This window comes from Mycobacterium sp. (genome assembly GCF_049683355.1).
Lineage (GTDB): Bacteria > Actinomycetota > Actinomycetes > Mycobacteriales > Mycobacteriaceae > Mycobacterium.
In genome coordinates, this window is record NZ_JBAUJB010000455.1 from 1 (window position 1) to 11,363 (window position 11,363).

15 protein-coding genes are annotated in these 11,363 nt (G+C 68.7%); 13 read left to right on the forward strand and 2 right to left on the reverse strand.

From position 1 onward, the window contains the following. Both WA944_RS25850 and holA read left to right on the forward strand, forming a co-directional pair. Window positions 1–461, forward strand: a 461-nt coding sequence (locus WA944_RS25850) for a ComEC/Rec2 family competence protein (protein WP_526647482.1), incomplete at its 5' end; no start/stop codon positions are given. Then, entirely contained in the window at window positions 458–1,432 is a 975-nt protein-coding gene (gene holA, locus WA944_RS25855; RefSeq protein WP_526373356.1) for a DNA polymerase III subunit delta, read from the forward strand. The genes WA944_RS25850 and holA, both read left to right, overlap by 4 nt. 82 nt (window positions 1,433–1,514) lie before the next feature. Here the strand turns inward: holA and rpsT are convergent, their stop codons facing one another. Continuing rightward, a complete protein-coding gene (rpsT, locus tag WA944_RS25860; protein WP_163892372.1) occupies window positions 1,515–1,775 on the reverse strand; it encodes a 30S ribosomal protein S20 in 261 nt (86 codons plus the stop codon). A 281-nt stretch (window positions 1,776–2,056) separates the two neighbouring features. On the opposite strand from rpsT, the gene WA944_RS25865 reads away from it, so the two are divergent. From WA944_RS25865 to WA944_RS25875, 3 genes are read left to right on the forward strand one after another with little or no spacing between them, the layout of a single operon-like run. Beyond that, window positions 2,057–3,697 (forward strand): circularly permuted type 2 ATP-grasp protein, encoded by a 1,641-nt coding sequence (locus tag WA944_RS25865; protein WP_526373360.1) that lies wholly within the window; start codon window positions 2,057–2,059, stop codon window positions 3,695–3,697. After that, entirely contained in the window at window positions 3,697–4,671 is a 975-nt protein-coding gene (locus WA944_RS25870; protein WP_526373354.1) for an alpha-E domain-containing protein, read from the forward strand. Before WA944_RS25865 ends, WA944_RS25870 begins: the two co-directional genes overlap by 1 nt. Beyond that, entirely contained in the window at window positions 4,672–5,511 is an 840-nt protein-coding gene (locus WA944_RS25875) for a transglutaminase-like domain-containing protein (protein WP_526373352.1), read from the forward strand. On the opposite strand, the gene WA944_RS25880 is transcribed toward WA944_RS25875, so the two are convergent. After that, entirely contained in the window at window positions 5,495–6,355 is an 861-nt protein-coding gene (locus WA944_RS25880; protein ID WP_526611780.1) for a ribonuclease Z, read from the reverse strand. The two genes, WA944_RS25875 and WA944_RS25880, sit on opposite strands and share 17 nt — an antisense overlap. A gap of 111 nt (window positions 6,356–6,466) precedes the next feature. Here WA944_RS25880 and WA944_RS25885 point away from each other — a divergent pair, with 111 nt between their 5' ends. The 8 genes from WA944_RS25885 to WA944_RS25920 form a co-directional block, all read left to right on the forward strand. Continuing rightward, complete coding sequence (locus WA944_RS25885) at window positions 6,467–6,895, forward strand: CBS domain-containing protein (RefSeq protein WP_526611781.1); 429 nt, start codon at window positions 6,467–6,469, stop codon at window positions 6,893–6,895. A gap of 5 nt (window positions 6,896–6,900) precedes the next feature. Beyond that, window positions 6,901–7,512 (forward strand): GNAT family N-acetyltransferase, encoded by a 612-nt coding sequence (locus WA944_RS25890; protein WP_526647486.1) that lies wholly within the window; start codon window positions 6,901–6,903, stop codon window positions 7,510–7,512. 55 nt (window positions 7,513–7,567) lie between these two features. Further along, the gene (locus WA944_RS25895) at window positions 7,568–7,912 is read left to right on the forward strand and encodes an NADH-quinone oxidoreductase subunit A (protein WP_526370488.1); all 345 of its coding nucleotides are present in this window, start codon (window positions 7,568–7,570) and stop codon (window positions 7,910–7,912) included. After that, on the forward strand, window positions 7,903–9,012 hold the full coding sequence (locus tag WA944_RS25900) for a hypothetical protein (RefSeq protein WP_526647483.1): 1,110 nt from the start codon (window positions 7,903–7,905) through the stop codon (window positions 9,010–9,012). Before WA944_RS25895 ends, WA944_RS25900 begins: the two co-directional genes overlap by 10 nt. After that, the gene (locus WA944_RS25905) at window positions 9,009–9,908 is read left to right on the forward strand and encodes an NADH-quinone oxidoreductase subunit H (protein WP_526647484.1); all 900 of its coding nucleotides are present in this window, start codon (window positions 9,009–9,011) and stop codon (window positions 9,906–9,908) included. The genes WA944_RS25900 and WA944_RS25905 overlap by 4 nt, the downstream gene beginning before the upstream one ends. A gap of 4 nt (window positions 9,909–9,912) precedes the next feature. Next, window positions 9,913–10,476, forward strand: a complete 564-nt coding sequence (locus WA944_RS25910; RefSeq protein WP_526374951.1) for an NADH-quinone oxidoreductase subunit J family protein — start codon at window positions 9,913–9,915, stop codon at window positions 10,474–10,476. Beyond that, on the forward strand, window positions 10,473–10,775 hold the full coding sequence (locus tag WA944_RS25915) for an NADH-quinone oxidoreductase subunit NuoK (RefSeq protein WP_526374949.1): 303 nt from the start codon (window positions 10,473–10,475) through the stop codon (window positions 10,773–10,775). Before WA944_RS25910 ends, WA944_RS25915 begins: the two co-directional genes overlap by 4 nt. Window positions 10,776–10,778: 3 nt before the next feature. After that, window positions 10,779–11,363 (forward strand): proton-conducting transporter transmembrane domain-containing protein (locus tag WA944_RS25920; protein WP_526647485.1); only part of this gene is annotated, 585 nt, incomplete at its 3' end.

Genomic DNA, 11,363 nt, shown 5'->3' on the forward strand with positions numbered 1-11,363 from the left:
CCGCCGCACTGGTGCTCATCGCTCCGGCGTGGTCGCGGCGCCTCGCCGAGCGTGGCTGGCCGCGACCGCTCGCCGACGCCGTCAGCGTCGCGGTCGCGGCGCAGCTGGTCACAGCGCCGTTGGTGGCCGGCATTTCAGGATCGGTGAGCCTGGTCGCCGTCGCCGCCAACCTCGTGGTCGCGCCGTTGATCCCGCCGATCACCGTCATCGGCACCACCGCCGCCGCGCTGTGCCCGCTGTGGCCCGCCGGTGCCGAGCTGCTGATCCGCTTCACCGGCCCCGAGGTGTGGTGGCTGCTCAGCGTCGCCCATTGGGCCGCCGGACTTCCTGTTGCGTCGGTGCCCGTGCCGTCGGGACCGGCCGGTGTGGTGACCATCGGGATCGCCGCACTGGGCGCCGCCGCTGTGTGGCATCGGGTATGCGGTCGGGTGTCGGCGAGGCATGACACGATCGTGCGGTGAGTCGAGAGAAAACCGGCCTGCACCTGATCCTGGGTGACGAAGAGCTGCTGGTCGAGCGGGCCATCGCGGCGGTGCTCAAGCACGCGCGGGCTTCCGCCGGCGGTGGCAGCGCCCCTGCCGACATCCCGGTCGACCGGCTGCGCGCGGGTGAGGTCAGCACCAGTGAGCTCGTGGAGCTGCTCAGTCCGTCGCTGTTCGCCGACGAACGGGTGGTGGTCCTCGAGTCCGCCGCCGAAGCCGGCAAGGATGCGGCCGCGATCATCGAGACCGCCGCGGCGGATCTGCCCGACGGGATGATGCTCGTGGTGGCGCACACCGGCGGTGGCCGCGCCAAGTCACTCGCCGATCAGCTCAAGAAGCTGGGCGCTCAGGTGCATCCCTGCCCACGCATCACCAAGGCATCGGAGCGGGCCGATTTTGTCCGCAAAGAGTTCCGCGCGCTGCGGGTCAAGGTGGGCGATGACACGGTGACCGCGGTGCTCGACGCGGTCGGCTCCGACATCCGCGAGCTGGCCGCCGCGTGTTCACAGCTGGTCGCCGACACCGGCGGCGATCTCAGCGCGGCCGCGGTGCGCCGCTACCACTCCGGCAAGGCCGAGGTGAAGGGATTCGACATCGCGGACAAGGCCGTCGTCGGAGACGTCGCCGGGGCGGCCGAGGCGCTGCGGTGGGCGATGATGGGCGGCGAACCCCATGTGGTGCTCGCCGATGCCCTGGCCGAAGCGGTGCACACCATCGCCAGGGTCGGCCCGATGTCCGGGGATCCGTACCGCCTGGCCGGTGAACTGGGCATGCCGCCGTGGCGCGTGCAGAAGGCCCAGAAGCAGTCACGCCGGTGGTCGCGGGACTCTGTCGCCGAGGCGATGCGGGTGGTGGCAACGCTCAACGCCGACGTCAAGGGAGCGGCAGCGGATGCGGGTTATGCGCTGGAAACCGCCGTCCGCCGGGTCGCGGAACTCGTTGAAGATTGAAGCGAGAAGACTGAAGCGGGAGGACTGAAGCGGCAAGACCGAGGCAGCGGCAATGCTGAGGCGGACTGACCGCCGGCCGAGCTCAGATCTTGTTGAAGGCCTGCGCGAGCGCGGACTTGCGATTGGCCGCCTGATTCTTGTGAATCACGCCTTTGGTGGCGGCCTTGTCCAGCTGGCGGTTGGTCGAGGCCAGCAGCTCGCCGGCCTTGTCCTTGTCGCCGGCCTCCACGGCCGCACGGAATCCACGCACCGCAGTGTGAAGGGAGGACTTCACCGACTTGTTGCGCAGCCTGCGGCGCTCGTTGGTGCGGATCCGCTTCTCCTGCGACTTGATGTTGGCCACGCGTGTATTCCTTCGTAAATCTCGGTCGGGGTTGCTGAGTCTTGAGGGGCGCCCTGGCGCGGGCAGCGAGTGTTCAGGGTACCAGCGAGCCCAGAAATGTCCCAAAGCGAGACCCACAGGCCTGCCGAAACGGCCGAAATGTTGCAGCATGGCAGTCGTGCGTATGCGAAACGCGTCGCACGGGAACCGGACAGCAGCGGAAACTGCACAGACCGCCGACGTGAGGAGCACAAGACATCTTGGCCACCGAGACGGTACGGACCTCGCGCAGCAACTCCAAGATCGCAAAAAAGCATGACGGCGTCTTCGGCGGCTACAACGACCTCGGCGCGTACTGCGAGGCCTTCGACGAGATGTTCGACGGTGACGGCAACGTCCGGGGTCCCTACAAGGGCATTCACGCAGAACTCGCACCTTCCGATGTCGCCGAGCTGGAGGCGCGGGCCGAGGCCCTGGGGCGGGCGTTCATCGACCAGGGCATCACGTTCTCGCTGTCGGGACAGGAACGCCCGTTCCCGCTCGATCTCGTGCCGCGGGTGATCTCGGCGGCCGAATGGACCCGGCTGGAACGGGGGATCCGCCAACGGGTGAAGGCGCTGGAGATGTACCTCGACGACATCTACGGCGAACAGGAGATCCTGCGCGACGGTGTCATCCCGCGCCGGCTGGTCACGTCCTGCGACCACTTCCACCGGGAGGCGGTCGGGATCGTGCCGCCCAACGGGGTGCGCATCCACGTCGCAGGCATCGACCTGGTTCGCGACGGGCAGGGCAACTTCCGGGTTCTCGAGGACAACCTGCGGTCCCCGTCCGGTGTGTCCTACGTGATGGAGAACCGTCGCACGATGGCCCGGGTGTTCCCGAACCTGTTCGCCACTCATCGGGTGCGCGCTGTCGGGGACTACGCGTCACACCTGCTGCGCGCCCTGCGCAACGCCGCGGCCAACAACGTCGCCGATCCGACCGTCGTCGTGCTGACTCCCGGTGTCTACAACTCCGCCTACTTCGAGCACTCGCTGCTGGCCCGGCAGATGGGCGTCGAACTCGTCGAGGGCCGGGACCTGTTCTGCCGCGACAACACGGTCTACATGCGCACCACCGAGGGGGAGCGCCAGGTCGACGTCGTCTACCGGCGCATCGACGACGACTTCCTGGACCCGATGCAGTTCAAGCCCGACTCGGTGCTCGGTGTCGCGGGAATTCTCAACGCCGCCCGGGCCGGCAACGTCGTCATCTCCAGCGCCGTGGGCAACGGCGTCGGCGACGACAAGCTCGTCTACACCTATGTCCCGACGATCATCGAGTACTACCTCGGCGAGAAGCCGCTGTTGGCCAACGTCGACACCTTCCGGTGCTGGCTCGATGCCGAGCGCGAGGAGGTGCTCGACCGCATCGACGAGTTGGTCATCAAACCCGTCGAGGGCTCCGGCGGCTACGGCATCGTGTTCGGTCCGGACGCCTCGGAAAAGGAGCTGGCGACGATCACCAAGAAGATCATCGCCGACCCACGCGGCTGGATCGCTCAGCCGGTGGTGCAGCTCTCGACGGTGCCGACCCAGATCGACGACACCCTCTCGCCCCGGCACGTCGATCTACGGCCGTTCGCCGTCAACGACGGCCACGACGTCTGGGTGTTGCCCGGCGGGCTGACCCGGGTGGCGTTGCCGGAGGGCTCCCTCGTGGTGAACTCCAGTCAGGGTGGCGGATCGAAGGACACCTGGGTGCTGGCCTCGCGCGCGTCGGTCGCCGACCGCGAACTGGCCGCCGCGGAGGTCGTCCGGTCGCTGCCGAAATCGGGCAAGGGGGCGAAGGCCGACAGGAACGGTGACGGGTCGTCGTCCCAGCAGCAACAGTCACAGGCCAACCGCCAGGAAGAGCAGCAACAACAGAAACAGCAACAGCAACAGCAGGTGGTGCGCTGATGTTGGCGCGCAACGCGGAGTCGCTGTACTGGATCGGCCGTTACGTCGAGCGGGCCGACGACACCGCCCGCATCCTCGACGTCACCGTGCATCAACTGCTCGAGGACTCCAGCGTCGATCCCGACCACGCGTCCCGAACCCTGCTGCGGGTGCTGGGCATCGAGCCACCGGAGACGGAACTCGATCTGTGGTCGCTCACCGACCTGGTGGCGTTCAGTCGGGACACCGAAGGCGGTTGCTCGATCGTCGAGGCGATTTCCGCGGCCCGTGAAAACGCCCGCGGCGCACGCGAAGTCACGTCCACCGAGATCTGGGAGTGCCTCAACACCACCTACAACGCGTTGGCGGAGAGGGAACGAGCCGCCAAACGGCTCGGGCCGCACGAATTCCTGTCGTTCGTCGAGGGCCGCGCCGCGATGTTCGCCGGCCTGGCCGACTCCACCCTGTCCCGCGACGACGGCTACCGGTTCATGGTGCTGGGGCGGGCGATCGAACGCGTCGACATGACGGTGCGGCTGCTGCTGTCCCGGGTCGGCGACAGCGCATCGTCGCCGGCGTGGGTCACCGTGCTGCGCTCGGCGGGTGCGCACGACACCTATCTGCGCACCTATCGGGGGGTGCTCGACGCCGCTCGAGTCGTCGAGTTCATGTTGCTGGACCGGCTTTTCCCCCGCTCGGTGATGTACTCGCTGCGACTGGCCGAACACAGCCTCGACGAGTTGCACAAGCGCCGCCCGGCACGGGTGGGCGCCACCGCGGAAGTGCAGCGCCTGCTCGGCCGTGCCCGCAGCGAATTGGAGTTCATGCCCCAAGGCGTTCTGCTCGAATCGCTGGAGGAGCGGCTGGCGGCCATCCAGGCAACGTGCGCTGATGTCGGAGAAGCGTTGGCGCTGGAGTACTTCCACTCGGCGCCGTGGGTGGCGTGGACTGACGCCGGGCGCAACGCGCTGGTCATCGAAGAAGGAGAGATCTAGATGTGGCGGATGCGCGTAGTGCACGCGACGGGCTACGCGTACAAATCCCCGGTGACCGCGTCGTTCAACGAGGCGAGGCTGACCCCGCGGTCCGACTCGCGGCAGAATGTCATCCTCAATCGGGTCGAAACCGTGCCCGCCACAAGGTCTTACCGCTATGTCGACTACTGGGGTACCGCGGTGACCGCGTTCGATCTGCACGCGCCGCACACCGAACTGGAGGTGACGGCGTCCTCGGTGGTGGAGACCGACCGGCCGGAGCTGCCGAAGACCAAGATCAGCTGGGAGGACCTCGAGAGCGAGGCGGTGATCGACAAGTACGACGAGATGCTGGCCCCGACGCACTACGTCCCCGCGAGCAAGCGGATCGAACGCGTGGGCCGTCGCATCGCGAAGTACCACGAACCCACCGAGGCGGTCATCGAGGCCGCGCGCTGGGTGGCGGCCGAACTGAAGTACGTGCCCGGCACCACCGGGGTGCACACCTCGGGGGTCGACGCACTGCGCGAGGGCAAAGGGGTCTGCCAGGACTTCGCCCACTTGACGTTGATGGTGTTGCGCGGCATGGGAATTCCCTCCCGGTACGTGTCGGGATACCTGCATCCCAAGCGCAACGCCAAGCTCGGTGACACCGTCGACGGGCAGAGCCACGCCTGGATCCAGGCATGGACGGGGGAGTGGTGGCACTACGACCCCACCAACGACAAGGAGATCAACGAGCAGTACATCAGCGTCGGGGTCGGCCGCGACTACGCCGATGTCACCCCGCTCAAGGGCATCTACTCGGGCGAGGGGTCGACCGACCTCGACGTCGTCGTGGAGATCACCCGGCTGGCCTAGCGCACACGCCGGGATGAACCTCCACCCGGTGCAGGTCGTCGCCGATCTCGATCTGGCGGTCGAACACCGACGCGGCCAACGACCGCCACTCTTCTTCCTGGCCGGGCTGGATCGCCGGCACGTAGTGGGTGAGGATCAGGATGCCGACACCGGCGCGGCTGGCGGTCTCGGCGGCCTGCTCCACCGTCGAGTGGTAGTCGCAGATGTCCTTGATCCGCTGCATCGGCAGCGGGTCGATCAGGTCCTTGCGAATCGCCGTGTGCACCAGTGCTCCCGCGCCGGCGGCCAGATCGTCGAGGGTTCGGCAGGGCACCGTGTCCCCGGCCAGCACCACCGACGCCCCGCCGTTCTCGATGCGAAACCCGATGGTCGGCGCCACCGGCCGGTGATCGGTGGGCGCGACCCGGATCGTGACGCCGTCGCGGCCCCACACCACACCGTCGGTCACCTCCTCCACCTCGACCGGCGGCGGCGACGTCAGATCGGCGTGATGGGCGATGCGGTATCCGATGTCGGGCCCGAACGCCTTGAGGGTGTTCTCGACGACCTCCGCGGTTCCCGGTGGGCCGATGATCGGCAGCGGCGCCAGGTCCGGGGTGAAGTTCGACACCCACCGGGTGATGAGCACGTCCCCGAGATCGGCGATGTGGTCGCTGTGCAGATGTGTCAGCAACAGGGCGCTCAGCGTGTTGGCGTCGACTCCCAGCGCGGCGGTGCGTTGCAGCACGCCGCGGCCACAGTCCACCAGGAACGTCTGCCCGCCCGCGCGCACGAGCGTGGACGGTCCCGCGCGGCGCGCGTCGGGGATGGGGCTGCCGGTGCCGAGCAAGGTGACTTCGATCATGAAACCCACCTAACCCTTCGATCGGGTGTCCGGGGGGCGGAAAACGCCGAACGCGGCCGGGTTTATTGCCTAGCCTGGGGTGAGGAACCCCACGACGGAGCGGAGAGCTCGATGCGGATATCCGACGTGCTGCGCAACAAGGGCGCGACAGTGGCCACGATCACCCCGGAGACCTCGGTTGCCGGGCTGTTGACCGAGCTGTGTGTGCACAACATCGGAGCGATGGTGGTGGTCTCGCCGGACGGGCTGCTGGGCATCGTGTCCGAACGCGACGTCGTGCGCATGCTGCACGAGGTGGGTGCCGAGCTGCTGACGCGGCCGGTCTCCGACATCATGACCACGCTGGTGGCGACGTGCTCGCCGGAGGACTCCGTGGACAGCCTCAGCGTCCTGATGACGAACAACCGGGTCCGGCACGTGCCCGTCGTGGTCGAGGGCCGGCTCGCCGGGATCGTGAGCATCGGCGACGTCGTCAAGACCCGTATGGAAGAACTCGAGCGCGAACAACAGCAGCTCCAGGCCTACATCACCCAGGGGTGAGCGGCGTGCCGGCCACCATCGACGTCCATGTCGCGCAGAAGCCGCACGTGCGGGAGCTGTCGCGCGTGCTGGGCCGGGCCTTCTTCGACGACCCGGTGATGAGGTGGATGCTGCCCGACGACGCGCGCCGGGCCAAGGCCCTGCCGCGGGTGTTCGGCGCGATGGCCCGGCACCACTTCCTGGCCGGGGGCGCAGCGCAGGTGGCGAGCCGGGCCGGGCAGGTGGGGGCCGCCGCGCTGTGGGATCCGCCCGGCCGGTGGAAGCAGACGCCCCGCGAGGAATGGCGGATGATGCCGAGCTTCCTGCTGGCGATGGGGCGTTACGTCGGCCGTGGCATGGGCATGACCGAGCTGATGAAGGAGCACCACCCGGAGGAGCCGCACTGGTACCTGGCGGTCATCGGCAGTGACCCGGATGTTCGCGGCGCCGGGTTCGGGCAGGTGTTGATGCGGTCACGGCTCGATCGGTGCGACGCCGAGGGCGCACCCGCCTACCTGGAGTCGACCAAGGAGTCCAACGTGCCCTACTACATGCGGTTCGGGTTCGAGGTGACGGGGGAGATCAACATCCCCGACGGCGGACCCACGATGTGGCAGATGTGGCGGCGGCCCGTTTAGAAGGGAATGATCCGGGAACGTCGCAGTAGGCCGCCCACGGAGAGGAGTCGACTCGATGTACGCCGGCGTCGCCTCGATGCTCCTGGTGTGCCTCGTCGGTGGTGTCGGCGCGTATCTGCTGCACCGGGTGACCGCCGTGGCGGCCGATCCGCTCGTCTCGCTTCCGTTCCAATCAGGTTGGCGGCCAGAGGAACACGCGCTGTCGCGCTACCACGTGCGCTGGTACCTGGCGACGCTGGTCTTTCTGGCCTTCGATGTCGAGATGCTGTTCATGTACCCGTGGGCGGTCGTGGTCGTCGAGCAGGGCGTCACCGCGGTCGTGGAGATGTTCGTGTTCCTCACGGCACTCCTGATCGCTGTCGTGTGGGCCTGGCGTGAAGGGGCGTTCCGGTGGTCCTGAGCGGGTGGACGGCGCGGCTGGCTGTCGCCCGAACCCATGTCCTCGCCGTGGAGATCCCGGGGCAGTGGTCGACGCGTGTCGCGCTGCAGCGCCGGGTGCTGGACCGCGGCTGGCGGATGGCGGTCAGCCCAGCCGACGCCGACGTGCTGGCGGTGTGCGGCCCGCCGGGGCCGCAGATGAACGCGGTGATCGATCTGGTCTGGGATCAGCTGCCGGGCCCGCGGGTCCGCATCGAGGTGCCCGACGGTGGGCCGGTCGACGACGCGCTCGACCTAGCCGCCGCCGAATTACTCGACACCGCAGCGCAGGTCGGTGATGCGCACAACCGTCGCCAGCACCCGGACACCGGCGACATGGACCACGGTGACATGGACCACGGTGACATGGACCACGGTGACATGGACCACGGCGACATGGACCACGGCGACATGGACATGGCCCCGTCCGGTATCCCGCTGGCCGAGGGGGCACAAGACCGCGACGGACTCGAGATGGACGTGCTGCACCTGGAGCTGGGGCCGGTCCTGGCCCATTGGCCGGCCGGGGTGCGGCTCCGGTGCGTCCTGGCCGGTGACGTGGTGACCGACGCGACGGTCGCCCTGTTGGACGCCGAGCACCGGCCAGACGCCGCAACCCCCGTCGTGGCCCGCCAGTGTGATCACCTCGTCGACCTGCTCGTGCTGGCGGGCTGGCCGCACGCGGCGGCGAGGGCACGTCGGTGCCGCGACCTGTTACTCGACGATCCCCGCGACGAACGAGCGCGGGACGAGTTCGAACATGTGCAGCGCTGCGTGCGCCGTTCGAGGCTGCTGCGCTGGTCGCTGCGCGGTCTCGCGCCGCTGACCGCCGAACGGCTTGCTGCCGACCGGCTGCCGGCAATGCTCGCGGGAGACACCCACGACCGGCTGCAGACGCGGATGAAGGTCGTCGGCGAACTGCTGTCGAACCGGCTGGCGGTCGACCCCCTGCACGTCGACCCGGCAGCAATCGCCGACGCCCTGCCCGGCATCGTCGTCGGCCTCGACGTCGCCGCCGTCCGACTGGTGATCGCCGGTCTCGGTCTCGACACCGTAGTGCCGGCGCAGCTGGGGGCGCCGTGACCGGGACGACGGTGGTGTCGGCAGCCTGGGCGCCAGTGGCGGCGGCGCTGCTGCTGGCGCTCGCGTACTACGCGGCCGCTCTCGACCGAGCGCGGGTGTCGGCTCCGGTGGGTGACGCCGCGCGGCTGATGCGGCAGCGACGCCGGGTCACGCTCGAGGCGGATCGGCCGCTGTGGCGTCTCGGTGGCGGTGGCCTGCTCGTGGCCGCGCTGCTGATGATCACGGTGGTGCCGCTCGGGCAGTGGGTGCTGTTCGACCTCGATGTCGGGGTCGTGTGGTTCAACGCGATGGACGTACTCGTCTGGGCGCTGGTGTGGCTCGCCGGGTGGGGGCCCAACTCGGCACACTCGCTGATCGGCGGTTACCGCTTTCTCGCGCAGGGCCTCGGCTACGAGTTGCCGCTGATGTTCGCCCTGGTCGCTCCGGCGATCGCGGCGCAGAGCCTGCACGTCGGCACCGTCGCGGCCGCCCAGCAGGACCTGTGGTTCGTGGTCTGGATGCCTGTCGCGTTCGTGGTGTATTGCCTTGGAGTGACCGGGTTTTCGGTGTGGGGGCCGCTGTCGGCCGCCGTCGGTGACGACATCGCCGGCGGTGCGGCCGCTGAACTCTCCGGTGTCGACCGGCTGCTTTTCGAGGTCGGAAGGTATGCCCTGCTGGCCGCGGGAGCCGCGTTCGCGGTTCCGCTGTTCCTCGGCGGCGGTGCCGGGCCGCTGCTGCCGGGCTGGCTGTGGGTGCTGGTCAAAACCGTTGTGCTGTTGACGATTTTCGTCTGGTTGCGCCGTCGGCTTCCGGTGTTGCGACCCGACAAGTTCATGGAGGCGGGCTGGATGGTGCTGTTGCCACTGGTGCTCGCGCAGGATCTCGTCATCGCCGTCATCGCCGTCTGGAGGGGCTGAGACTTTGATCACCGACATCGTGTTCTGGATCGCCGCGGCGGTGGCCGTGATCGCCGGGGCCGCAGTGTTCGCGGTCGACTCGATGGCCCGGGCCACCTACGCGCTTGCCGCGTCGTTCATCGCCGTCGGGGTGGTGGCGCTGTTGCTGCAGCAGAACTACGTCGGCGTCGTCATCATCCTGATGATGGTCATGGAGATGGCGGTGATGGCCGTCTACATGGTCATGTTCATGGGAATGAACCCGGCGTTGATGCCGATGAGCATGGTCCACGGCAAACGGATGTCGCTGGCCCTCTCCGTCGGCCTGTTCCTGCTGCTGAGCGCCGGGATCCTGCTGGTCGACTGGCCGGCCCGCCGTGGCGCGCCGCCCCCGGACGTCACCGTCGCGCTCGGGGAGGAGCTGATGGGTCCCAAGATGCTGGCGATGATCGTGATCAGCCCGGTGATGGTGGCCACCATCGTCGGGGCGGTCGTGCTTGCAGCGCACCGGGGACGCTACGACCGCTTCGGTGACGACCTCGACCAACGGCCGCCGCGGGATCCGCAGCCGGGGGGAGTCGGACGATGACCCTGCAGACGCTGCTGTTGGTGGCCGCCGCGTTGTTCTGCGTCGGCCTGTACGGCGCGATGTCCCAGCAGGTGGTGGTCATGGTGATGATGGGCCTGGAGCTGATGATCAACGCCGTCATCCTCGCCGCTGCGGGCCTGTGGTGGTTCCTGGCGCCCGCACCGACGGGTCAGGTGCTGCTGATGGTGATCATCGCCGCGATGACGGTCGAGATGGCGATGGGATTCGCCGTCGCGACGTTGCTGCACCGGGACCGCCAGGCCGATATGACCGACATGGCCACGGATCTGTCGGGGTAGCCGGTGCTCTCCGTTGCTGAGCTGGCGTTGTGGGCACTGGTGTGCCTGCCTGCGCTCGCCGGCGCTGCGCTGCTGCTGACTTCCGCACGCGTGCGCACCGCCGCGGTGGTGTCGGTGGGCGTGTCGGCTGTCGTGGTCGCGCTGTCGGTGATGGTCGCCGTGACCCGGCCCGCGGTCAGTGTGGCGTTCCTGGCGGGAATGGACTTCGGCTTGGGTGTCGACGGCCTGTCGGGCACAGTGGTGCCCGCGGTGGCCGTGATTACGCTGCTGGTGCTGACGTTCGCGGTGGGCGAGCGTTCGGTGGCCGGCCACCGGTTCCACGGGTACATGCTGGTGTTCGCCGCCGCGGCGATGCTGACCGCCACCGCGACCACCCTGCCGGCGCTGCTGCTGGCGTGGGAGGTGATGGGCGCGGCGTCCTATGCGCTGATCGGCTACCGGTGGCAGGACGACCATCGCGTCTCGGCGGGCTTGACCGCGTTCCTGACCACCCGCACCGCGGACCTGGGGCTGTACCTCGCTGCCGGCGCGGCGCTGGCCGGAGGTGCCGGGCTCGCGTTGGCCGACCTGGCCGACTCGACGCCGGGC